A 26,149-nucleotide genomic window follows, 5' to 3' on the forward strand; every position below is an offset into this window, starting at 1 on the left:
GGGAATCTAAAAAAGCCTGCTTCTTTGCGTTTCACTCCCCCAAAACATTCCCCTTAAACCCACCTTTCGGCAAGTCAAAACAATCTTTAATACTCATCAAAGCATCAAAATTTTTAACCGGAACTTTTGATTTTACATGGTTACCTGTAACCCGTAACCCCGAATTAGCAGAAGCACTTAAAAACAAACCTTCCTTTATAACAGCCTTGTTATTAAGAATTTTAATCCCCGAATGTACTGCCTTTTTAACCGGCACTTTAGTTTCCGGTAAGGTGCCAATCACCGGTCCCCCACATTCAAAAAACCGGTTATTACGGATAGTTACATCCCTCACCGCTCCAGATTCATACCAGCCGGAAGCATCATCATTTATCCAGATGGCACTGTTGTGCGTACGATTGAATACGTTGTGCTCAATTATACTTTTTCGCAAGGTGGTTAGCAGGATGCCACGGGTTGGTATTTTTTCGATGGTATCGTGGTGGATCCATACCTGTGGGGTAGCGGTTACGTTTTCTATTACATCGCCGGTTTGCATTTCGACAGGCAAGGGCTTGCTCAGCTTTAACATAAACTCTTTATCATTAAGTTTTTGTACCAATAACAGTTTGTTGCTTTGATAAGTAAGCAGGCTTGCCGGGTTTACCATGCCAACACTATCGCCAGCCGAAAAGGCATCGAAGCCATAGGTTTGATTATGCATAAATTTCACTTTCACTTCGGTTGAAGAAAGTCGCTCAGTGATTTTTAAAAATGTGCCATGGATATTGATCGCATCATCATTAGCTGCCGAGAGGTAACTGTTAGCCACTTCTATTTTACCGCTGCAGCCCGAAAAATGCAGGATATCCGCCCAGGCCGCACAGGTACGCCCGGCACGGGCCTTTACACTAACGTGGTTAAAAGTTAAGTTTTGGCTAAACTGGCTCACTACCCCCATGCCGTGCATAAAATAAATACGCACATGGTTGAAACTGATATTTTTACTTTTCTGAATAAAAATGCCCGCACAATCACGGGTTACATCACGGTTTTGATATGTCAGGCCTGTTTTAAAACCGGGGTTTTGTTTAAAGTAGATGCGCAATTGGTTTTCGCTGGTATTTACGTAGCGGAGCTGTTGCTGCTCTATTTCAATCCTTTCAAGTTCCCGCGTGGCAGGGTTATATTGCTGCCAATACCCATCGGGTTGGTAACTCCAGCCTTCGCCTATCCAGGTGAGTACGCTATCCTTAACAGCAAATTCGTCGCCCTTGTTAACCCGCACATCGGCATAATTTACTGCCAACTGGGTTACTGTAAGCTCGGAAACTGTTGGCCGGTGGTAATCGTAACTTAAACCACATAGCTTGATGTTGTTGCTATGATTGACATAAGTTTCAATCATTTTACCCCGCAGGTTAATTAAGGCTCCTGCGCTTGCTACATTAACAAACCTGCTGCTATCAACCATCAGGGCGATGGCTTTTAAACCATAAGGAACATCGTTGGTATTAGAGATTTGCAACTGCGTTTTAAAAGCCCCATCCGGGAAAAAATTATATTTACCCGGCGCGAATTTAATGTTTACCGGTTTTGAAGACGAGCCGCGGGCAACCACAGCCATCGATTCGTGGAAATCGCCCGGTGATAGCACAGAAACATCATCACCCGGCGATAAAATAAGTCGGTTTACAGGCACAAAAGTTTTCCAGGCTTTGATTTTGCTTTTTCCGTTGTTTTGATCGTTGCCTTTTACCGGGTCGATAAAATACGTTTGATTGCCCGGGGATGTGCGGCGGGCTTTGATTGAAATATAGTCGGCCGGTTTGTTTCGGGCTTGTAATAAGTTACTTATCAGCATTAAGCACAAAACTGCGAGGCTTTTCAGGGCGAGGTTTCTCATGGTATACATTCAGGTTACGAATATATAGTGTAGATGAGAGAAGCTTTACACACAGTGATTTTAAAATTCATTTTTGCAGAGTCGGATTACATGCGCCTACCACATGTATACCTTGCGCTCGTTTGCAACGAGCGCTTAACCTGGGCTCGCGTTTGTAACGCGTTTTTTTTCTTACGTTGCAAATGTAAGCCCACGTTAAGCACTCATCACAGATGAGCGCAAGAAAAAAGCATTCAATCAAAAAACAAAGAGAAACAGCAACGAAACCGCAACCCCGCTATACTGCGGGTACCAGGACCGCAAAAACTTCAAAGCGATGGTGATCTGATTCTCCACCGTACGTTTAGAAATATGAAGCCTTTCCGCTATCTCATCATTACTCAAATTCTCCACCCGGCTCATCCAGAAAATTTCCTGACAGCGCCGCGGTAATTGTTTAAGCACATTGCTCAGCTCGGTTTGCAAATCTTCATAGCCAAGTTTTACATCAACATCACTAACAACTGCCAATGCCGGATATTCAGGTAATTCCTCCCGGTATTCAACTATTTCGGTTGCCAGTACACGCATCTGTTTGTAAACATGGTACCGGGCAGTAACCAAAATATATTTCTGAAAATCGATAATGCCTGAGGTATGCCTTTTTTGCCACAGGGCCACAAAAACATCGTGAACTATTTCTTCGGAAGCAGTATCATCTTTCAGGTACTTTTTTGCCGTTTGATACAATTTATGCCAATACCTGTTGTACAGGACCACAAAAGCCCTGGAACTATCCGACACAACGGCGGCCCATAATTCGTTGTCAGTAAGTTTGTTGGTCATGATTGGTGCGATAAAATTAGAAATTATTTATCATTTGCAAATGTCAACCGTACATAAATTTAATTTGATACTTCTTTTTCAAATGTATGTGTGTAGGCTTCCTTTGGGATACACTATATAAGTAAAGGCCCCAATCCCATAGCGGCCCAACCAATAATGACACCGGAAGAATACATCGAATTGTACGAAAAGTTTGCTTCGGGCCGCTGCACTCCCGAAGAAGAAGCGAGACTGATGGAATACCAGGACGAGTTTCACTTACCTGAAACCAGCAACGGCCCCGTCAACGGCGCCGATAAACAAAAACGCGCCCGCATCTATGCCCGCATCCGCGAATCGCTGACTGAACAGCCACAACAAGGACGCACCTTCAAAATGTGGAGCCGGATAGCTGCCGCTGCTGTTATTGTATTGGTTTCAGGTATTTTCTTCTTTCAAAAAAAACAGCCGGTTCAAAATACCATAGCTGTAAATTCTGAAAAAAAATCGCCTTTTATACCAATTAAACCGGGTAAAAACACGGCGGTGCTTACCCTGGCCAATGGCTCAACCATTACTTTAGATTCTGCCCAAAACGGGGTATTGGCAACATCAGGCAAAACAGCTATTAAAAAACTGGCTAACGGACTTATCGAATACAGCGGCAATAATGGCGATCAACCTGCGGCCCAGGCGGCAATGAACACTATTTCGGTACCGCGCGGCGGCCAGTATACCGTTAAATTGCCCGATGGTACTATGGTTTGGCTAAACTCGGCCTCTTCCCTATCGTACCCGGTAGCCTTTACCGGCGCAACCCGAAATGTTACTTTAAGCGGCGAAGCTTATTTTGAGGTTACCAAAAACCCGCGCCAACCTTTCACCGTGCATACCGGCAATGTTGACGTAAAGGTATTGGGCACTCATTTTAACGTGCAGGCTTATGATGACGATAAAAACAGCAAAACCACCCTGCTTGAAGGCTCGGTAAGCCTCTCTAACAAAAACGCATCGGCCCTATTGGTTCCGGGGCAGCAGGGGGTTACAGGCGCGGGCCAGGGCATTGTTACCCGCAAGGCTAATATAAACCAGGTGATAGCCTGGAAAACGGGTTATTTCCTTTTCAGGGAAAACGACATCCGCGATATTATGAAACAGATTTCGCGCTGGTATGATGTTGAAGTTGAATACCAGGGCAATATCACCCACAAAACCTTTGGCGGCATCTACTCAAAAAATAAAGAGATAACCGAATTATTAAAAGGACTTGAATTAACCGGACTTGTTCACTTTAAAATTGAAGAAAGGAGGATAATCGTAATGAATTAACACTTACTTACGGTTACCCTGTAAAAAAAGATCAGGAGCGTTGGCGCGCCCCTGATTTAATGCCGGGGTAATCAACTACCGATTGTGCACCAACCAATTATTAATTAAAACCTGACATTCAAATGTATAAAATATTTACTGAATCAAAGTTCAGGCGGCACCACTATGCGCTGCTCAAATTTATCCGGATTATGAAATTAACGTGTGCCCTGGTCATGATGGTGATCATGCAGGTAAGCGCCAGAACTTACGCGCAAAAGGTGAGCCTTGATGTGCAGAAAGCATCGCTTGAGGATGTGCTTTACGATTTACGGCTGCAAAGCGGTTACGATTTTATTTACAGCTCCACTATAATGAACTCGGCCACGCCGGTTTCGTTATCGCTTAAAAATGTGGATATTAAAAAAGCGCTGGATATTATTTTCGCCAACCAGCCGCTTACTTATCTCGTTAATAAAAAAACCATCACCATCAAGGCCAGGCCCGAACCTGAGGCCCCCATTGCCATCGCCGTAAAAGGTAAAATTGTTGATGAAAAAGGCCAGCCTTTCCCCGGGGTAAACGTGCAGGTAAAAGGCACCCAAACCGGCACTATCAGCAAAAGTGATGGCACTTACAGCATAAACGTACCTGATGATAACGCGGTGCTGGTTTTCAGCTTTGTAGGTTTTGTGAAACAGGAAGTACCTGTAGGCAGCAAAACCGAGATAAACGTTACGCTGGCCGAGGATAAAAAAAGCCTGGGCGAGGTAGTGGTAACAGGTTACAGCACCCAAAGCAAACACACCCTAACCAGTGCCATCGTATCTGTTAAAGGCGAGGAAATTACCAAAAGGGTAGCTACCGATCCAACTGCTTTATTGCAAGGCCAGTTACCGGGCCTCTCGGTAATTCAAAACTCGGCCGAACCGGGTAACGAAAATGTGCAGTTACGTATCCGCGGCGTGGGTACTTTTAGCGGTGCCGGTAACGATCCGTTGGTAATTGTTGATGGTATTCCGGGTAACCTGGGCATTATCAACCCAAATGATATCGAATCGGCCACGGTACTGAAAGATGCGGCGGCGGCCACCATTTACGGTTCGCGCGGTGCCAATGGCGTATTGGTTATCAAAACTAAAAAAGGTAAAGCAGGCGCTTTAAGCCTGAGTTATAACTACAATGTTGGCTTTGCCACTCCTACAAGGTTACCTAAACTCATCACCAACTCGGCAACGTTTATGGAATTACTAAACGAGGCCGAAGCCAACTCGGGCAACGCCCCTATTTATACGCAGGCACAGATCGACCTTTATAAAAACGCTACCGACCGGGTAAAATACCCCAACCACGATTGGCTGAAAGATATGTTTAGCACCGCCACCGTGCAAAACCATTACCTTAACCTAAGCGGTGGTAACGAAGCCACTACTTACAGCATTGGCCTGGGCCTCACCAACCAGCCCGGTACCATGCGCGGTTTTGAGTACAAAAAATATACGTTGGATCTGGGTTTAAACTCAAAAATCAATAAAAGGGTAACTTTAGGAACAAACTTCCAGCTGCGTTATGGCGACAGAAATTATCCGTTTAACAACGCTACCGACCTTTACATTTCTACCTTAGCCCAATCACCACTTTACCCGGCCCAAACTGCCGACGGTTTATGGATAACCAAAGCTTATGATAAAGAGTTGGGTAACAAAAACCCGGTACTGGCTTCGCAAATTCAAACCCATAACCCTAACTATTACGGGCAGGGCAATATCTCGTTAGATGTACAGATTTTTGATGCATTGAAATGGGAAAACCGTGCGGGCATCAGCTTCAACCTGGTAAAATCAAAAACTTTTACGCCTGTTGTGCCGATGTATTTGTACAGCGATCTGTCGTATTATCGCAACAGCGATGTGGGTACGCCGGGTCTTAAATCTTCTGAAGAAGACGAATCGCACTCAACCGTTTATAGCCAGTTAAACTTTCACAAACTGTTCGGCAAGCACGATTTAACCATTTTGGGCGGTGCGCAGCAGGAAGTTGACCATTACAGCAATTTAGGCGCGTTCCGTACCAACTACCCTACCAATGATTTGCAGGAAATTGATGCCGGATCATTAAACGGCTTACAAAACAACGGCACCTCATCGCAATGGGCCATCAGCTCGTTTTACGGTAATGCCAACTACAATTTTGATGATAAGTACCTGTTAGGTGCCAGCATGCGTTACGACGGTACATCACGTTTGCCAAGCAATTCGCGCTGGGGTTTATACGAATCGTTCTCGGCCGGTTGGAGGATCTCGAAAGAGAATTTTCTGAAAAACGTAACCTGGTTAAACGATTTGAAGATCAGGGGATCGTGGGGTGTGTTAGGTAACCAGAACATCGGTAACTATCCTTACCAACCTACCCTGGTACAAAGCGTATATGCTTTTAACGGTTCAATTTCGAGTGGTTTCCAGGCTAATCAACTCGTAGATCCCAAGCTTACCTGGGAATCAACCCGGATGACGGATATCGGCCTCGATCTCTCGGCTTTTAATAATAAGCTTAGCTTCACTTTCGACTGGTTTAATAAATACACCTACGATATTTTAAGAAGTTCGCAGGTGCCGCTGGCGTTGGGTGTTAATGCTCCTACCGTTAACAACGGAGCGGTAAGCAATAAAGGTATTGAGCTTAGCCTGCACTACCAGGATCGCGTTAACGAAAAATTCAGCTACTATGCCACCGCCAATTTCCAGATGTACCGCAACAAACTGGTACAATTTGGCTCGCCGGAGGTAGGCGGTCCCGATCAGCAAACCATTATGCAAAACGGCTATCCTATCAACTCGTTTTACCTGTACACCATGCAGGGCATTTTTCAAAGCCAGGCCGAGATCAACGCCGCGCCCGATCAATCAACCCTTGGTGGTGCGCCAACTCCCGGCGATATCAGGTATAAAGACATCAACGGCGATGGTAAAGTGGACGCTAACGACCGCAGCATCATTCCCGGCCAGTACCCTAAATTTGAGTACTCATACACCATGGGTGCAACCTGGGGCAATTTTGATGCGAGCGTACAGTTATACGGATCGTACGGTGCTAAACTTTTCCTGTACAAATGGGGTGTTGACCCGTTTGCGCAAGGTGCCATGCCAACAACCGACTGGCTGAACCGCTGGACACCGACAAACCCATCTACCACCATGCCTAAAATTTATATGGGTTTTTATGGCTATCCTAAAATTACCAGCGTACAATCAACCTTCCACCTGTACAGCGCAAGTTTTATGCGCGTTAAAAACGTACAGGTTGGCTACACTTTCAAAAAGAACCTGATTCCCGGCGTAAAATCGCTGCGTGTGTACACTTCGGTTGATAACCTGGCGCTGTTTACCCCGCTTAAACAAGGTGCCGACCCCGAAAGGCAGGACATCAACTACAGGCCTGATGCCTGGTATGGCTTTGCCGGATATCCGCAAAACAGGACCTTCTCATTTGGTGCATCCGTTCAATTTTAATCAGTAAACAATGAAAAAATATATCATCATATTTATAGCAACGGTGGCCGGTATTACTTCATGTAAAAAACTGGATGTTACACCTCCCGATAAATTATCGAACTTAAATTTCTGGAAAACCTCTGCCGATGCCGACCTGGCCCTTACCGGCATGTATACCACCCTATACGCCCGTAGCGGACAGATAGCAACCTACGCCCCCATGTGGTACGAAAATTTTAGCGACGATTCGTACACGCAAAACAACCAGGCCGGCGCGCAGCAGGCGCTGGTAGCAGGCTTAACCCCATCAAGCGGTGGTTTTGTGGGCGATGGCAATAACAGCTTATACATTAACGCTTATAAAAGCATCGCATCTACCAATACTTTTTTGGCTAATGTTGATAAGGTGCTTACCGGCGATAAGTTGACCCAATACAAAGCCGAGGCTTATTTTATCCGTGCCTTCAGCTACTTTTTATTAGCCGAAACTTATGGTAATGTTCCCTTGTTAACTGCCGATCCTATTACGTCGGATTTTAAGCAGAAAGTAAGTAAATCGCCAAGAACGGATATTTTGAAACAGATCGAAAGCGACCTGAATAACGCGATAGCCGGTTTACCCAATCAAAAATATACTACCGGTCATGCGGTTAAAGGTTCGGCACAGGGGTTAATGACCCGGGTACTGATGTTTGAAAAGAAATACACCGAAGCGGCAGCTATGGCCAAAACCATTATTGATGGCGGTTTATTTTCGCTGAATGATAACTACTCGGGCAATTTTTATAAGCCCGATCAGAAAAGCAGTCCGGAGATTATGTTTTCGGTGCAGTATAGCGCGCCTACTGTTCCTCACCCGGATGCGTTGACCATGATCCTGATCCTGCCAGGTTATGTTGACTTGCAAGGTACCCAGGATATGATCAATGAGTATGAGGCTAACGATCCGCGTAAAAAAATGACGTTCTTCTTCCCCGGCGATACCCCCGCAGATGGCTGGCCTTACACCCAAACTGTTGGCAAGCCCGGCGTTAATAACTGGACAGAAGGTTTCTATCCATCAAAAAAATGGCTCGATCCAAAAATCACCAACCCGCAACCTGGTTTACTTGACGACCAGGATTATGTATGGATAAGGTTTGCCGATATTAAGCTGATGTATGCCGAAGCACAAAACGAAGTAGCCGGTCCGGATGCAAGCGTTTACAAACAGGTTAATGAAGTAAGGTCACGTCCGGGTGTGAATATGCCTGCTTTAGCTTCAGGTTTATCGCAAGCTGCCATGCGCGATAAGATAAGACATGAACGCCGCGTTGAGTTTGCGTTGGAAGGTTTGCGTTATTTTGATATGCGCCGCTGGGGGATTGCTAAAGATAAGCTGAACGGCTTTATCCAAAACCCGCTGATCCCGGCTACCAAAACCATTTACAAAGACAACTTTGATTTTTGGCCATTGCCACAATCGGAAGTGGATAGGAATAAACCCAATTTGATACAGAACGAGGGGTATTGATCCTAACACGAATAGTTATATAACAACGTCATTGCGAGGCACGAAGCAATCCCCGATATGCAAAGCGGCTATGCAAATCGGCCCTGTAAAGTCGGGGATTGCTTCGTGCCTCGCAATGACGTTTTTGAGAGTTCCTAACTCTTTCCTTTCAAACCCCACATCTTCAAACTCTTAATCACCGCCTCACCATCAGCAAAAGCAGATACCCCGGTAGCATCCTGATCAGGATAAATCATCGTTGAGATCACTTTTTCGCCATCGTTACCAAAAACCTCGAGCGATGAGCCATCAACCAAAACTTTTATTTTAAGCACCCCGCCGGTAATATTCATGGGCGCTGTTTGCAACAGATTCTCCGGCGATTTATTATTTTTTTCGGACGTAGTGCAATCAACAAACAGTTCCTGTTTTTCAATGTCGTAGCCTACCCTTACCTTTTTATCGGTACCGGGTTTTTCAACTACATTAAGACCCGCTTTTTTGGCGTTTTTAAGATCAATTTCAGCATCTATCCAATAAGCGTTACTATTGGTTGGCAGCTTCAATCCTTTATCAGTTACCGCCACATTCTTTTTCTCAATAGGCTTACCATTGGCATATTTTGATAGCGAACGGGTTACAAATACCGAGGGCAATTGGTTAAGCACCAAACCTTCATCGGTAGTTTTTAGTGATAAATCATGTGGGATGGACATCTGTCCTTTCCAAGGATAAGTTTCCTGCCTGCCGTTTTGCAACCAACCTAACAGTATCTTTTTATTTTCGGGAGCATCGCGCCAGGCAATAGCGGCGTAAAAAGCATCACCATAATCAACTTTCATTACTTTACTTTTATCGGTGATGCTGGTAAACGTGGTACCATCAAAATCGCCTACAAAGTATTGGATCAACGGACCATGCTCGCCGCCTAAGGATACAAACAATACCCACTTGATATTTTTCTGGTCACCATCAACCACTAATGGCAATAATGATGGACATTCCCAACCATTTTTGGTGTAACCTGCCGGGCCGAAATCACTTAGCTTAGTCCAGTCTTTCAGATTTTTAGAACCGTAAAAGCGTACCATGTGGTCATCCACCATCGATACGGTCATCACCCATTGTTTAGTTGGCTCATACCAGAAAACATTAGGGTCGCGAAAATCGCGCATATGGAGATCGATGACCGGATTTTTGGCATATTGCTTAAAGCTTAAACCGCCATCATTACTGTAAGCTATAAACTGTGATTCTTTTTTCTGATTAGGCTGATCGGCAGTAAAAACAGCTACCAGCGGAGGCTTACCATTTATGCCAAAGCCACTCGTATTTTTAACATCCAGCACCGCCGAACCTGAGTAGATCCAGGTGGTGGTATCATGACTGATTACCTCGGGGATAGCAACCGGCAGATGTTTCCAGCTGATGAGGTCTTTACTGGTGGCGTGCCCCCAGCTCATGTGGCCCCATTTGTTTTCGAAGGGGTTGTGCTGGTAATAGAGGTTAAACTCGCCGTTTAAAAATATCAGGCCGTTGGGGTCGTTAGTCCAGTTTTTGGCTGGGGTAAAATGATATGCCGGTCGCCAGTGCGGAGTTGGTACCGGCGCTTTATCCTGGGCGAATGCGTTGCACGTTAATGCCATCAATGCGAGGTAAATTGATTTAGCTTTGTTCATGGTAAATTCAGCAGGTTTATAATTTCGATGCAAATTACAAGCCTTATCGGATAATGCCATCCTTTACTGTATTTTTTTATTGTGGGATGGACATTTATTTTCATCAATGCGCACGGCTGTAATAGAAATATTAATTAAGAGTTTTGATTACCACAGGCTTCCAATTAACGTTCTGTAAGTTTTTTAATCCTTTATCGTATCCCAATAAGATGTTTTATCTTCGCCCCACGATGAGCACCGAAAGATTAGCAGCACAGTTAGAGACCCGGATCTTTTATTTTTATGTTGTAGAGCAAACACCTGAGAAGATCAAGATCACGATGTACAGCACGCCTTACACTTTGCGCAAGCAAGGCGAAAAATGGCGGAATGCATCGGCTAATGTTATGCAAATGTCGCAGGAACTGATTGATTCGGTTGTTGCAACGGTGTTATCCCAGCCATAGGATACTTTCACAACTGCCGCAAGGGGGAGGACGCTTGCGGTAGCCATTGGCAACGAGCAGTCTATTTCAAATCACTACCTTCACTATCCACAATCCCTTTGATCTCATCAGCTGTTAAAGGCTCTTTAAAAACCTTAACCTTATCCATGTAGCCATGAAAAACACGCTCGGACGGAAACTCTTCATTCCGTCCCAAAGTCCATTTGTTGTTATTGGATAAATTAGCCGAAGTTTCAACTACCGTTTTACCCGCTAATACCCCATCTATATATAAATACAGCGTTTTACCTGCACACACGCCGGCAATGTGATGCCATTTATTGTTCCAACCGGCAGGCAGGTTAACGGTACAATCGCCTCTGCCCCAGCCACCGGCAAAAAAAGTAAGGGTTTTATGATCGCTTACCTGTAACACGTGGCTATCGCCTTTGGTAATCATATCAACCAATCCGGCTTCGTTACCGGTTGGATAAACCCAGCCCATCATGGTTAAGGTTTCGCCCATATTATCGAGAGATGGCGCGTTAGGCACTTCTACAAAAGTATTTTCACCGAAAGTTAGTTTGTCCGCTACATTTACAGGCGCGATGATGTGCGCATTATTTTGATAACCAGATCCATCTTTTAGTAATTTATCAGGAACATAAGCTACCGGTGAAAGATCAAGCAATAACGAAGCAAGGTTATCCTTATAAACTTTGTAAATAGATTTCTCTCCTCCGATCAATATGTTTTGAAAGCCAATTGATATACCTTCAATTGAATGTTTTATCAGTTTCTTTTCACCCGGCAATAATTCAACTGTGTCTGTAAAAAGCAGTTCATCGTTCCGGGTTACCGGGATTTGAAAAACTTGCTTAACACCCCCTATATTTTGCACGCTGTAAGTTATCTGCTGCTGCTCGTTTAACCTAAGCATCTGTATAATACTCAATTCAGAAACTTTAAACGGATGCGAAGGTGGATTTAATGCTTGTTTCACCTCAATATTTATAAAGGGCATCCCTTCCAGCATCAACGTCGTTTTACCTAATGGATAAAGACGACAGATTATCGAATCTTTTTTTACCTCGCCCGAAGCTACCATGCAGTTTTTATAGGCATAAGGTTTGTCATCTACCAGCAATCTTACTATTTTAACGCCTGCAGCACCAGTGTTTTTGATTGAAAAATGAATGGTGAAAGGCTCATTTACTCTGATGTTTTTGGTTGATAAAGTGTAACTAAGAATTTTAAATTGTGGACTTTGCTTAGTTTCGGATAACACACCCGGATTTTTATCAACAGGCCATTGGGTTGGCTTATCAGCCATATCAAAAGCTAACAATCCCCCCGAAGCAATCAACCGATGTGGTATAATTAACTGCTGCCAAGATTTACCATTAACTTTCAAATCTTTTACATAATTATTCTCTAACGATGAATTATTAGCATTAATGGTAAACGTCTTTCCTTTAGGCAGGTGCAGCGTAACCGATTTAAACAAAGGTGCTCCAATGGCATAATACGGCCTGCCGGGGCAAACCGGGTAAATACCCATCGCGCTAAACATGTACCAGCTTGATGTTGAGCCCAGATCATCATTTCCCGGTAAACCGCCGGGGCTGTTACCAAAACGTTGCAGCATAATTTCGCGCAGCCATTTTTGGGTTAATGATGGTTTGCCGGCCTGGTTAAACAGGTAAGGTATATGAAATACCGTTTCATTATCAAACGGGATAGCATCAGCAAGCGCCGAATCCAACCGGGCTATGAACCGTGCGTTTCCACCTGTGATGTTAATCAGATCTTTGGCGTTATGCGGACCGAAATAGGAATACACCCATTTATCCCCCTCCTTATAACCCGACATTCCCGGATTTAGCTTAAACTCAGCATCACTGCGGGGCAACATTAACAACTGATCAATATTGAGCAGATTGCGATAATTAAGGCCCCTGGCCTGCAGCAGCTTGTAATCTTTATCATTGTGCATCACATCCTTTGCAAATTGCGATAAAGCCCAATCGTCATAAGCATACTCTACCGTGCGGGTAACTGATTCGGAACGGGTGAAGGGGATGTATCCTTTTTGATTGTATACCTCCATATCCGGTTGCACAAACGGAGATTCTAAAATGCTTTTTTTCATGGCCGTGTAAGCCAGTTGCTTATCGAAACCGGTAATACCTTTTAAATAGCTATCAACAATAATAGGAATAGCGTGGTTGCCGGTCATGGATTCGGTAGGCAAGTGGCCTGTTTGCCTGTAGATATCCAGCATGGATAATATCACATCCTTCTGCTTATCGGGATAAAGCAACGTTAATAAAGGATGCAGCGAGCGAAACGTATCCCATGGAGAAAAAGCGCCGTACTGATCGGCTCCCGATTTTTGATGAACACTGCCATCGGCGCCCCTGTACCTGCCATCAGCATCATCAATAACCCAGGGTATTAAAAGCGAATGGTATAGCGCGGTATAGAAAACGGTTTTGTTTTGCTCGTTGCTGTCGTTAACATCAACTACCGCAAGTTTTTGGAGCCATTCACGCTCTGCACGGGCATGAATTTCGTCAAAGGATGCCGCGCCTGTTTCTGCATCGATATTTTTTTGTGCACCGGCATAATCTACTGATGAAGCACTTATTTTAAGACCGATAACATTGCCAGGGGTTGATTTGAAAGTGAAGAGCCAGCCATCTTTAACCTGCTTTTTATCGGTGAAAGGCCCGGTAAAATTGATAACGGTATGGTGGTTTGAGGCATGCAATACACGATTGTTTACCCCGGAAATTTCGCCGGCATCCGAAATAAAAATCATTGGGGTTACACCTGCTGCAAACGTAAAACGAAATAAGCCAGATCTTGCAGTTGTAGTAGCCTCGATTGTTATCTCATTAAAAGCCACTTTATAATACCCGGGAGAGACTGTTTCATTGGCATGAGAGAACTTTCGATCATAAATACCTGCTTCCGGATTAACCGGCATAATATGAAAACTTCCTGCCGAGCCCTCCGGGAAACCGCTCATGTGCCTGAAGCAGCTGAAGTAGCAGATGCTGGTATCGGCATAATTATAGCCTTTGCCGGTGCGCGTTTCAGGGCTTAGTTGGATAAAGCCTGATGGAACAACCGCGCCGGGGTATGTACCGCCTTCGCTGCCCCATTTGGTGAATACATTGCTTTTTCCGGTGCCGATGAAGGGGTTGACATAGCGCAGGTGATTAGCTTGCTGGGCGATAACACTATCGCTTAATATCAGCGATAAAATGGCTATTAAAATTAGAGGAAGATGCTTTTTCAAATCAGTTTCTTATTAAGAATACATCGGTACACCGAAAGCGGCGTTTTTTTAATTCCCTCCCTTTGGAGGGGTGCGGTTGGCGATGCGGTGGCAGGGAGGGGTTTATTCGCGATGCCATTTGATCAGGCATATCGTAGAAACCCCTCCCTACACCCTCCCAAGGGAGGGAATCGCACAATCCCTCGCTTTAACCTATATTAAAAACTATATCTTTATATAAATCTTCTTCTTATCCAACACATAAGCAACGGCCCAGCACAGCATCATATAACAAATGGCAAACACCAACGTCCCCAGCGGACCGGGAAATATCCGCTGATAAAACACCTGGTTTATCCAATCGTAAAAACTTAGCTGCGGGGCTACCCAAATGGTTTGTAATACGGTTAGCAGCAACTCCGATAGCAAATAAATAGCTAACGAGTTACGCCCCAGGATGAGGAAGAAATTAGTACCATTCTTTACTTTTTCTATCTCAATAATAAAAATCAGCAAACCGAGTATCGCCAAATCGATGCCGATAGTAAGCAGCGAAAAAGTGCTGGTCCACAATTTTTTAGCTATCGGGAAAAACTGGCCGAAGAATAATGCCGATACGATCAGCAAACCACCGAAGATGAACAGTTTGGCTACAGTTTCGTAAGTTTTGCCTTTGCGCTGGATGAATGCGCCTGCTAAAAAGCCGCCTATCACGTTCACAATACCGGTGAGTGTGCTCAGCAAACCTTCGGGATCAAAAGCTATCGGTCCGCCTTTATCGTGGTATAAATGATCGTTACCCATTATCGCGATATCCAGCTTTGTGCCTGCATTGCCCAGCATGGTAAACTCTTTGCCCAATTCGCCAAACATCACCAGGAATAACCAATAGCCTAAAAGTAATACCACTGAAATCAATACCGCTGTTTTCTGGCTACAGTAATGAACTATCAGCGCGCCAAAAAAATAACAAAGTGCAATGCGTTGCAAAACCCCCATAATGCGGGTATGGCTTAAGGGGTTAAAAGCCCATCCATCGGCCGTGCGATGGAAAAACGGGAACCAATACATCAGGTAACCCAACAGAAAAATGATCGCTGTGCGTTTCAGTATCTTAGTGATAAAAGCTGCGTCTGTTTCAAATTTCTTTTTCGAGAAACTCAGGGCATTACCCACCGCGAATAAAAACGACGGGAAAACCAGATCGGTAGGTGTAAAACCAAACCAAGCCGCATGATCAAGCGGAGCCCATACCGTTGCGCCAGAGCCGGGGGCGTTAACAATGATCATGAAACAGATGGTCATCCCCCTGAAAATATCCAATGCCGTAAAGCGTTCTGTTGCTATTGCCATGTTTTATTAGTTAAGATCTGCTTTTTGTAGTGTTATTGTGCGGCCTGCCACCTGTTCGGCCACAATGGTTGATTGATTTGGCTGCCTGCCATCTTCATCATAAATCACCAGTTGATTTAAGCCATTATTAAGCCAGCACTCCGGGATATATAAACTTGATACCGGGATCTTTTCGGGATATCGGCCAATGTTATGCCCGTTGACCCAAACTGTACCATGCCCCAGGCCTTTAGGATCAAAACGCCAGATGAGCGTTTTGCCTTTTACCTGCGGTGTGCTGAATGACGAACGATAGAAATGCGGGCCGCCGGTTGTATCTTTACCAACGATCATTTTTTGCCAGCCATTTTTATCCGCCGGGTTTCCGGGGCCGCCCTTCATTTGCCAGTTGGTTATTACCTGTGCATCGCCAATGGCGTTTATTTTTACAGGCTGATCGATACCGCCTTCGTTCGAGTAGTTTTCAATAAATACGCTTAATGCTATCGGTGCTTTTAATGTAGCAGCATCGGTCAACTCCACCTGGAAAGGTTGGTTCCAGCCATTGTGGTGAAACACTTTTTTACCGTTGATAAATACTGTTGCATTTTCATCAACGCTTTTAAATAAAAGAGCAAGCTTACTGGTACCTGCAGGCTGTTGCGGGATAATGGTATGGAACCATGCATATCCCTCTTTGGTGTTAAATACGTCGGTGCCTATTTTGTATTTTTTGAACCTGGTGGTATCAAATGCCGGCGGCCCCTGGCTAACGTCTCCTTTTTGCGCAGGCGTGTAATACCAGTTACCTAATTCACTGATAAACGGTCCCCCTTTTTTAATAAGTGCTTTGCCGAAAACTCCTTTGCTGTCAACCTCATCAACAGGCCCAATATAAGCGGCAAGTTTATCACGGCCATCATGTGCAGCGAATATGGCTAAAGTGTGTTTTCCTTTTTTCAGATCTAAAGTAAGTTCAGCGTTGTTTAATTTCCATTTTGCAGCTGGCTTACCATCAATAAAAGCCTGCCCCCTACCGCCGCCGTTTACCTGTAAAGTGTATTTACCCGTTTCAGGGATATTGACCAATGTACGGTACCAGGCATCCGGGCTGATATCACCATCAGCACCCATCGGCAACGGGTTAACAGATGGTAGCCAATTAACCGTTTTATAATTTGCCGCGGCAAAACCGGTTGCATCCTTAATCATCCAATTATTTAACGCTATTGATGATGGTTGATTAAAGGTATTTTGTTCTGACGTTGTTAATTGTGTCGATTTTTTATCGGAATAGAGCCAAACCGCGGTGTTTGTTGTTGATAACAGCGGGCTTTCAATTTGAGCCGATAATTGGTTGTTTTTTATTGTTGTACCGGCAATATAGCCCGCCCCGCTTAAAACATAATTCAGGCCATTAACTTCGGTAATGAAAGTTTTATCAGTCCACTGCCTGTTCATAACCAATACGCGGATAGTTTGGTTACCGGCTTTGAAGAGATATTCTAAAGGCTTTTGGATGGCAGTCATCACTTCAGTAATATTTACCGATGAACCACTAATTTTCACTGCCGGGTTTGCAGTTGAAGGTGTGCTCTTAGTTTTAAAGCCCAGATCAATCGCCTGTCCCTTTTCAACATCAACAATAACCGTTGTAGTATTGGCTTGCTTTACAACGGCAAATACCCTCGTCAAGGCCCGATCAATCGTAACTTCATCATTAAGTTTAAAGTTATGGATGAGGGGATAAATCTCGCCGGGCAACACAGTTAATGGCTTTTTACCGCCAGCGGTGTTTAATAATGTTGATATTGCTTTTTTACCGGGATTGTCAATAAAAACGATATCGCCCGCCGGACTTTTACGCGCAGTTACTTTTAATGCAGTATCCGTAATCAATTTACTGTAAGATGAATCAGCAACGCTGTTTTCTAAAACATCCTGAAAGCTACGGCTAAACAGGGCTGCACGTTTAAAGGTGTAGTATATCGGCCTTAAATCACCTGCCTGACCAATGGCGGCGCCGTAATCGTATGATGCTGCGTCTTCATCATTATTGGTGTAACCAAAATTCGATCCACCATGCACCATGTAGTAGTTATAACCGTTTCCTCCGTGAGCAATGATCTTCCAGGTGCGGCGGTTGTACAAGTCATCATCGCCCGGTTTCGCGCTGTATTGCGAGTACCATACGCTCCAAAACTCGGTAGAGAACCATGGATTAGGGCGTTTTGCATCGTCAAGCTTTCCATCCCCGGCGGGGTCGCTGGCGTGGTGCAGGCCGCTGAAAAAGTAAGGGACCTGGATGCCTGCATCAAGCGCCCTGGTTTGCAAATGTTTAAAGTAGCTATCGGGCATCGCGGTTCCCCAGCCGTTGGGATGCTCATTTTCCAGCTGTACCAATATTACCGAACCACCTTTATTTATTTGATTATTGGTTACGATAGGCAGCAGATGATCAAAAAAGCGATCAACATATTTTTCAAACTGCGGGTTAGGTTCCCTTACTTTTAGCCCGGGTTTAAATTTGAGCCAGATGGGGTAACCGCCAAAATCCCACTCGGCACAGTAATATGGACCTACACGAACTATAGAATACATGCCCAAATCTTTCACCATTTTCAGGAAAGCATTCAGGTCACGATCGCCGGTAAAATCAAATTTGCCTTCCGTTGGTTCGTGAAAATTCCAGATGGTGTAAATCTCGATACAGTTGAAACCGGCACGTTTTATCTTTAATAACCTATCGTACCAAAGCTGTCGCGGGATACGAGCGTACTCTAATCCTGCCGAAACGATGAACGTGCGTTTGCCGTTGACGAGGAATCCTTTGCTATCGAAATCGATATAAGGTTTTGCTGCCGCAGATGCGGGGAAGATATGATCGTTGGAGCCTTGGCCGTACGATACGGTGCAAATCGATAAAAACAGGCCTGTTAAAAACAGGTGGAAGATTTTCTTCATACTAATGAAATTTCAATTCCCTCCCTCGGGAGGGGTGCGGTGAACTGCGCGGTGGCAGGGAGGGGTTTGTACACCCTGCTTATTTGAAAGCATGGTGAAGAAACCCCTCCCTACACCCTCCCAAGGGAGGGAATCGCACTTCCCACCGCTTTTTTTAATAACTATGTATTAATAAGCCTGCTTAACAACATCATTATACTTCACAAACAAAGCCTTGGCCTGCTCAACTGGATTACCCTTCACTGCATCGCTATAAGCATTATCGTGGCGGTTAACCCAGCTCCACTCCCAATCTTTCACCTGTTTGTCAAACGCCTTTTCATCGAAAGCCACACCAGTTGATAGTGATTTATTCAACTGGGTAAAGTATAGCTCCCAACGTGGTTCGTAATAACCTTTTATTAAACCTGCCCATTGACGGTTTGAGTATTCGCGGAGGCCGCTTTCTTTATCGCCCCAAAGAGTTACCAGGTCGCGGGCATTAAATTCGTACAGGTTTTTTTCTTTATCGGTGATGCCGTTGGCGCGGGCTTCGTTTATCCATTTGCCCAGAAGGAAATCTTTGCGGGTGGCCAATAGCGCGTCCATATCGTCCATCAGCTGTAAAAAGGCGGTGCTGTATTTTTTAAAATCTTCTTTGTTGCCGCTTTTGTAGGCAGCAGCCATTTTTTGTTGCAGCGGGCTTGCATAATTGGCCAATACCTGCCGGGTTACATCTACCAGATCGTACTGAAAACCGTCGCTTTGTTTCAGGCTATCTGCCGACGCAATGAGTAATTCCCAGGCTTTGTTTAGCTTTTTCGGATCATAGTCCAGGTGAGTTAAAACACGATCAATTTTAGGCAGCATGGTAGGCCTCGCTACAATGATCGATTCCGGACCGCCCTCGGTAAGTCCGCCTGCATAAACCGAATTTAGCAGAATGTGCCATGCCTCGCCGGCATTCGCATTCAATTGCCCGTACCTACGTTTCGCGTAATCCTGTATCCAGGCATCGGCATCAATCGGGGTATCGCGCCAAACGTTTTCAAACATCAGGGCAAAAAGAGCTGGGTTTTGTTCAATACCTTCGGGGGTGATACCTATTCCCTGCATATTTTTTGATTCCGGATCGTGCAGGGCTATCGCCGGATCGGCAGCCACATGGCGCATCCTGCCAAATAAACTGATATTACCGCCAAAGTTTTGCAACATGCTCCAGATCCATGGTTTGCCATAGTAAGCTTCGGTACGGTTCCAAACAGGGTGGGCATCGCTGTACAAATCCAGGACTATCATGTGCTCATCGGGCACGGCATTCAATAAAGCTTTGATTTGTGGTTGCCCCCAAAATTTACCGTTATAATGGAACATCCAGCCCTGCATTACCCAAACCGCTTTCGGATCGGCAGCGGCCATCGAGTTAAACACCTTTTTACTCATGCCATCCAGGTAGGTTGAATCGTTGGTTGGCGGCACATTTTCATTAAAAGTATCGGCCGAATACAGGTGATCGGTTCCAAACTCTTTGGTTTGAGCTTCGATATATTTTTTGCCGATGGTTTCAAACAATTCATCATCCGGATCAAGGATAAATACATCCGGGAAACCGGCATCCCAGTTGGTGCGTTTTACTTTCGCTTTCGGAAACCTATCCTTAAACGATGGCGGCACGTGACCGGTAAATGATGACAGCACCGGCTTCATGCCAAATGAACGCTCACGCTCCAATATCTTTTTTTGCAATTCTTTATGCGAATCTTTCCAATGCTGCGGCAGCGGGCCGCCCCAGGCATCGATATTCCCCATCCAAAACCACGAAAAATAGGCCGGTCCGCTGAAAAAGGCGTCGAGTTCTTTATCTGTAAAGCCCATACTTTTGTATACATCCTGCCACACGGCTTCCTCGCCGGTAATGGCAAGCGGCATGTTGATACCGTTAAGCGCCATCCAGTCAATTTCCTTTTGCCAGCGCTCCCAATCCCACCAGGCCATGGTGTAGTTGAAGGTGCAATAGTTAAGGTAATACCTGTATTGGTAAGGCGTGTTTTTATGAATAAAACCTTTTACCATCGGCAGCGTGGCAGGCAGGTTTAAGTTGGTGCCATTCCAGCCGATATCGGCGTTGCAATAATTTTTGAGGTAGTAATTTAATGCCGAGGCAATGGAAAGGCCGTTGTTGCCTTTCAAAACAATCTTCCCATCGTGGCTGCTTAACTCAAAAACATCTTTACCATTTTCCTGCGGAATAGCTTCAACCAAAAACGAAACCGAACGGCCGGGTATCACCCTTTCAATAAAATCATGACTGGCCTTCTGGTCAACCTGGGCCTGGGCGCTAAAACCCAATGCAATAACAATAGCTGTAAGTATGCCTTTTTTCATCAATATTACCGGTATAAATTAAGGGATGTAAAATTCAATAAAAATGCCGGTAACAGTACAAACTGTTTACCGGCATTTTATCAGCATGGCTTATTTAAAGTTAGGGTTCTGAACCAAAACGCCTTTACTTTTATCAATTTCAACCTGCGGCAGCGGGAAGTAATAGTTTTTAGGACGAACAAAGGTTACTGTTTTTGATTTATCAAGCGGAGCTTTTGATACAGCGAGGTTATAAATAGCCGCGATGTCAACAATATTCTTTTTATCCCAGCGCATCAAATCCTGGTGACGCTGATCTTCGCCCGCCAGTTCAACACGGCGCTCGTGAATCAGTTCCTTCATACCGGCGTTTTTAACAGCCGGCAACGAGGCTGATGCCCTGTGCCTGATCTGGTTGATAAGCGCGTCGCCTGCTCCTGCACCTTGTGTGCGGATCAGAGCCTCGGCAACCAATAAATAAATATCGGCCGAACGCATTAACGGTACCGCAAAACTGTGGTCAACACCACCGCCATTGGCTTCCGTATTAAATACAGCATATTTCTTGAATGCATAACCCGTTGCCGAAAGATCGGCAGTAAAAGTTGTTAAACCAGCACCATCGCCCAGGTCAACTTTATCGCCAACGCTTAGCAATGTTGCCTGCTTACGCGGGTCACCTGCTTCAAATTCGTCGGCAAGACCTTGTAATGGCTGGCTGAAGCCATAGCCACCCCACGGGCGTGGAATATAATAAACGGTAAAGTCGTTCTGAACAACGTTTTGTACCGCCTGGATAGAAAACAGCAACTCGGTGCTGCTTTCATTCGCGCGGGTAAAGTTATCGGCATAATTGGCAGCTAAGGCATAAGCCGGGTTTGAAATTACCTTTTGGCCGGTTGCAATAGCTTCCGGAAGTTTCTCCCAATACATATACAACTTGGTTAACAAGCCAAGCGCGGTACCTTTGCTTACCCTGCCACGATCAACAGGGCCGTAGCTTTCAGGCAGCAGATCAACTGCTTTTAACAAATCGGATTCTATCTGCTTACGCACATCCTCAATAGATGATTTTGGTACGTTAAAATTAAGCGAAGTATAATCGGCCTCGGTAATAATCGGCACATCACCATGAATGATCATCAATCTCCAGTAACCAAAAGCTCTTAAAAAATAAGCCTCGCCCATGCTACGGTTTTTCACAGCTGTGCTGATGGCCGTTATTTTAGGGATGTTGATGATACAGTTGGTAGCACGATTAATTTCCTCATATCTCCATTTCCAGGGGTAACGGATAGCCGCGTTAGATGCATCGTAAGTTAAGTTTTCAATGCCTTCATCCTCACCGTGGTCGCCCGAGCGCCAGTAATCATCTGATGGTGTATCGAAAGTCGATTCGGCGTGGCCTATGTAATCCTCTTCGGGTAAAATACTGTAAATACCGGTTACCGCATTAACAGCGTCAACCTCGTTGCGGAAATAGTTGCCAGAGCTGTAAACACCTTGTTGCTTCAAATCAAGCGCTTTTTTACAGCCGCTACCCACAAGGGCCAGTGATATAAGCGTATATATTATTTTGTTGGTTTTCATGATGATGTTATAATTTAACTGTTACACCAAATGTTACTGTACGTACCGATGGGTATTGAGCTACGTCAACCCCACGTTGCAGGTTGCCGTTGGTATAACCCAACTCAGGTGTGTAGCCTTTGTAGCCGGTTATAAAAAATACATTTTGTCCGGATGCATATAATCGTACGCTTTTTAAAGCTGCTTTTTTCGACCAGGTGGTTGGAAGTGTATAACCCAAAGTGGCATTTTTAAGGCTTACATAACTTCCGCTTTCAACAAACATATCGGATGTACGGTAGTTATCATTGGCCCTGTCAAGCGATAAACGCGGAATCGTGTTGCTTGTGCCCGGTCCTGTCCATCTGCCCAAAGTTTCGGCATAAAGGTTAAACGGATAGGTTGGGTCAATACCCTGCATCCTGTCGGCATTGTAAAGGCTCACACCAAATACGCCGGTAAAGTTTGCGGAAAAATCAAAGCCTTTATAGGAGATACTGCCTTGTAAACCGGCTGTAACTTTAGGGTTAGGATTACCCAGGTTGGTACGGTCGTTACCATCAATCAGGCCATCGCCGTTAAGGTCAAGAAAACGAACATCGCCGGGTCTGATATTAGCCTTGCGCGAGTCATTTTTAAGCGCAGGGTCGTTATCGATATCAGCCTGTGTTTGGTATAAACCATTTGTTTTCCAGCCGTAAAACGAAGCAATTGGCTGCCCCTCATATGTACGGGAAATTTCCTGGCTTGAACGGCCGTAAACAGTTGAGCCAACAAAAGTACCCGCGCCATTAAGCCTGGTTACTTTATTTTTGATGAAAGATGCATTGGCACCTACCGTGTATTTTACTTTGTTATCGCCACCCTGGTAGTTAATTTCAACCTCCACGCCTTTATTATTCATGGTACCGATGTTTTGGTTAGGAATAGTTACCGAACCGGCGGTTCCTACAACAGGCGGCGATAAAAGCATATCTTTTGTATTTTTATTAAACCAGGTGAGCGTGGTGCTTAACCGGTTATTCAAAAAGCCTGCATCTAAACTAATGTTGGTCATGGCTGTACGTTCCCAGGCAATATCCGGGTTGGCAAGGCTATAAACAGCTGCGCCGGTATAGCCAACGCCGCCAAAGGTATAACCGTTATTTTCGTAAGTGCTGCCAAGCCTGATCAAGCTGTTATATTGAAACGGACCGATGTTCTGGTTACCCAGCTCGCCGTAACCGCCCGATAGCTTCAGGTTACTGATCCAGGTTATATTTTTAATAAACTGCTCGTTAGATAACCTCCAGCCTAAAGAGAATGCCGGAAAATAACCCCACCTTTTTGATGGTGCAAAATTTGAAGACCCATCAGCCCTGAACGTTAACGTTGCCAGGAAACGGCCGTCATAATCATAAAAGAACCTGCCAAAACCTGATTGCAGCGATGATGGTTCGATACGGGCACTGGTGTTGAACTGGCTGTTACCTGTAGCAAGCACACGCTGATCTATCGAAGTATCATCGTATCCTATTCGCCACGCGCTAAAGCCATAAGCTTTAAAGTTTTGATAAGAGTAACCACCTGTAAACGTGATGTGGCTTTTACCAAATACCTTATCATAAGTAAGGAATGACTCTATCAATTGTGATGAAATTTCGCCCTCGGTTTGTGTTAGTTGCGAGCTTGGGTTTTGCCTGGCCTGGGTAATATCGGCAAGGCTAAAGTTGTAGGTACGGTTCAAAGTACCATCATAAGCGTAGTTAACACGTAGTTTCAGCTCTTTCAAAAAAGAAATTTCGGCAAAGGCATTGGCCAAAGCGCGGTACTTTTTGTTAAACCTATCGGCTTGCTGTATGGTAAAATAAGGACTGTTGATATCACCTAACTGGTTGGCAAAAGCTTTTGACGAACCAAAGGTACCATCAGGATTAACTAACGGAATAGCCGGGTTAAAGCGCAACGCCGAAAAAATAAGACCGGTTTGCGAGTTATTGTTATCAAAGCCCACGTTATTGGCATAGTTTAACTGGATATTTTCGCCCAGTTTTAACCATTCGGTTACCTTATGCTCTGAGTTAAAACGTGTGCTGAAACGCTTAAAGTTAGTTTTATCAATTATACCGTCCTCATTATAAGCCGAGGTTGACCAATAATAGGTTGATACATCATTACCTCCGGTTAAATTAACGTCGCCATTAATAACGTGACCGGTTTTCATGATAGCACGTTGCCAATCGGTACGCTGAGTGGCATAGTAACTGTCATTCCATGGCGCATCAATAGCAACACCGTCATTAGTATAACGTTCCCTTTTTAACTGGTAAAGTTGGGGTGCGGTTAACAGGTTCAGATATTTGGTTGTATTGGTAAAGCCGTCATAAAAATTAATATTGGTAGATAACTTTTGATTGTAAGTACCTTTTTTAGTAGTTACCAATACAACGCCATTGGCAGCACGGGTACCGTAAATAGCTGCCGCAGATGCATCCTTTAATATATCAACCGAAGCAATATCATTAGGGTTGATGTCGCTCAAAGCGTCGGGGTTACTGGTTGGTACACCATCAACAACAATAAGCGGGTTGGCATCGTTAAGCGTACCGGTACCGCGAATACGGATACTTGACGCAGCACCCGGCGAGCCATCGTTACGTACTATGTTAACACCTGCCGCACGGCCATCCAAAGCCTGCGTTGCCGATGCAACTGGAAGATTTTGAATATCGCTGCCTTTTACACTGGCTACAGCACCGGTAACATCTATTTTTTTAGTTGTACCGTAACCTACAACCACTACCTCGGTTAAAGCAGATGGCAAAGCCGTCAGGATTATGTTTAATGATTGCGCCCCATCAACAACTACCGTTTTTTTTTCGTAGCCTATGTAGCTGATCTCCAGTACGGCTTTATCAGCCACGTTGATGTTGAAGTTACCGTTAATATCGGTAGTGGTGCCCTGGTTAGTTCCCTGCACCCTGATGTTTACGCCAATCAGTGGTTCCCCCTTGGCATCGGTAACTTTACCTTTTACTATAACAGGGTTGTTGCCTGCCTCGGGGGTTAAAATGATAACCACATGATCATCAGCTATTTTATAGGGGAGTTTGTCGTCGATAAGCGAGTTCAGTACTTCGCTGATGGATGCGTCTTTTACATCCAGATCAACCTTGCCCAGCCTTTTAATGGCCGAGTAGTTGTAAAAAAAGCGGTAATCGCTTTGTTTTTGAATTTTTGAGAGGATAGTACTTACCTCTGTTTGCTTCAGGCTAAGGGTGAACTTTTGTTGCGAGTACACACTTGCAGAAGCCTGCATACAGGTAGCCAATATCACAAAGAAAACTGCTTTCATTAGCAAGATAACTTTAAGGCATACGGGGGCACCCGGAATGGCAAATGCCCTTCTTGTTTTTTTCATTACATTTGTTTTGAAAATTAATGGATAGAGTAAGCTCGGTTCCAACTCGCTTACTCACAATGATAAATCCCAGATTTTTGCGGGGAAGAGTTGCACCTCTTCCCTAATTTATTTACTGGATTTTTCAGGAATCTGATAAGTAAATGTTTTCTCTCATGCGTTTTGTTTAAG

13 protein-coding genes are annotated in these 26,149 nt (G+C 44.7%); 4 read left to right on the forward strand and 9 right to left on the reverse strand.

What is annotated here, in order from left to right; all coding sequences use genetic code 11:
* Window positions 1-31 precede the first annotated feature (31 nt).
* Both HYN43_RS16040 and HYN43_RS16045 read right to left on the reverse strand, forming a co-directional pair.
* Window positions 32-1,885, reverse strand: coding sequence for an alpha-1,3-galactosidase-related protein (locus tag HYN43_RS16040; protein ID WP_162996519.1), 1,854 nt, complete (start codon window positions 1,883-1,885; stop codon window positions 32-34).
* Window positions 1,886-2,122: 237 nt separating this feature from the next.
* Entirely contained in the window at window positions 2,123-2,710 is a 588-nt protein-coding gene (locus tag HYN43_RS16045) for an RNA polymerase sigma-70 factor (protein WP_119410311.1), read from the reverse strand.
* Window positions 2,711-2,866: 156 nt separating this feature from the next.
* Between HYN43_RS16045 and HYN43_RS16050 the strand changes: the two genes are divergently transcribed.
* The 3 genes from HYN43_RS16050 (at window position 2,867) to HYN43_RS16060 (ending at window position 9,001) form a co-directional block, all read left to right on the forward strand.
* The gene (locus HYN43_RS16050) at window positions 2,867-4,018 is read left to right on the forward strand and encodes a FecR family protein (RefSeq protein WP_119410312.1); all 1,152 of its coding nucleotides are present in this window, start codon (window positions 2,867-2,869) and stop codon (window positions 4,016-4,018) included.
* A gap of 191 nt (window positions 4,019-4,209) precedes the next feature.
* Window positions 4,210-7,506: a TonB-dependent receptor gene (locus tag HYN43_RS16055; RefSeq protein ID WP_162996520.1), complete on the forward strand. Its 3,297-nt coding sequence runs from the start codon at window positions 4,210-4,212 to the stop codon at window positions 7,504-7,506.
* Window positions 7,507-7,516: 10 nt separating this feature from the next.
* Window positions 7,517-9,001: a RagB/SusD family nutrient uptake outer membrane protein gene (locus tag HYN43_RS16060; protein ID WP_119410314.1), complete on the forward strand. Its 1,485-nt coding sequence runs from the start codon at window positions 7,517-7,519 to the stop codon at window positions 8,999-9,001.
* A gap of 134 nt (window positions 9,002-9,135) precedes the next feature.
* Here the strand turns inward: HYN43_RS16060 and HYN43_RS16065 are convergent, their stop codons facing one another.
* A complete protein-coding gene (locus tag HYN43_RS16065) occupies window positions 9,136-10,659 on the reverse strand; it encodes a glycoside hydrolase family 32 protein (protein WP_119410315.1) in 1,524 nt (507 codons plus the stop codon).
* Window positions 10,660-10,889: 230 nt separating this feature from the next.
* On the opposite strand from HYN43_RS16065, the gene HYN43_RS16070 reads away from it, so the two are divergent.
* Window positions 10,890-11,105, forward strand: coding sequence for a hypothetical protein (locus HYN43_RS16070; RefSeq protein ID WP_119410316.1), 216 nt, complete (start codon window positions 10,890-10,892; stop codon window positions 11,103-11,105).
* A 61-nt stretch (window positions 11,106-11,166) separates the two neighbouring features.
* Here the strand turns inward: HYN43_RS16070 and HYN43_RS16075 are convergent, their stop codons facing one another.
* From HYN43_RS16075 to HYN43_RS16100, 6 genes are all read right to left on the reverse strand, one after another.
* Window positions 11,167-14,391, reverse strand: coding sequence for a GH92 family glycosyl hydrolase (locus HYN43_RS16075; RefSeq protein ID WP_119410317.1), 3,225 nt, complete (start codon window positions 14,389-14,391; stop codon window positions 11,167-11,169).
* A gap of 204 nt (window positions 14,392-14,595) precedes the next feature.
* On the reverse strand, window positions 14,596-15,723 hold the full coding sequence (locus HYN43_RS16080) for an acyltransferase family protein (protein WP_119410318.1): 1,128 nt from the start codon (window positions 15,721-15,723) through the stop codon (window positions 14,596-14,598).
* A gap of 6 nt (window positions 15,724-15,729) precedes the next feature.
* Entirely contained in the window at window positions 15,730-18,666 is a 2,937-nt protein-coding gene (locus HYN43_RS16085) for a beta-galactosidase (protein WP_119410319.1), read from the reverse strand.
* A gap of 168 nt (window positions 18,667-18,834) precedes the next feature.
* Window positions 18,835-21,030, reverse strand: a complete 2,196-nt coding sequence (locus tag HYN43_RS16090) for an alpha-N-acetylglucosaminidase (RefSeq protein ID WP_119410320.1) — start codon at window positions 21,028-21,030, stop codon at window positions 18,835-18,837.
* Between the two features lie 90 nt (window positions 21,031-21,120).
* Window positions 21,121-22,599: a RagB/SusD family nutrient uptake outer membrane protein gene (locus tag HYN43_RS16095; protein ID WP_119410321.1), complete on the reverse strand. Its 1,479-nt coding sequence runs from the start codon at window positions 22,597-22,599 to the stop codon at window positions 21,121-21,123.
* Between the two features lie 7 nt (window positions 22,600-22,606).
* Window positions 22,607-25,978 carry a SusC/RagA family TonB-linked outer membrane protein gene (locus HYN43_RS16100; RefSeq protein WP_119410322.1) on the reverse strand — a complete coding sequence of 1,124 codons (3,372 nt, stop codon included), beginning with the start codon at window positions 25,976-25,978 and terminating at the stop codon, window positions 22,607-22,609.
* Window positions 25,979-26,149 lie beyond the last annotated feature (171 nt).

The sequence above is a fragment of the Mucilaginibacter celer genome (assembly GCF_003576455.2).
Lineage (GTDB): Bacteria > Bacteroidota > Bacteroidia > Sphingobacteriales > Sphingobacteriaceae > Mucilaginibacter > Mucilaginibacter celer.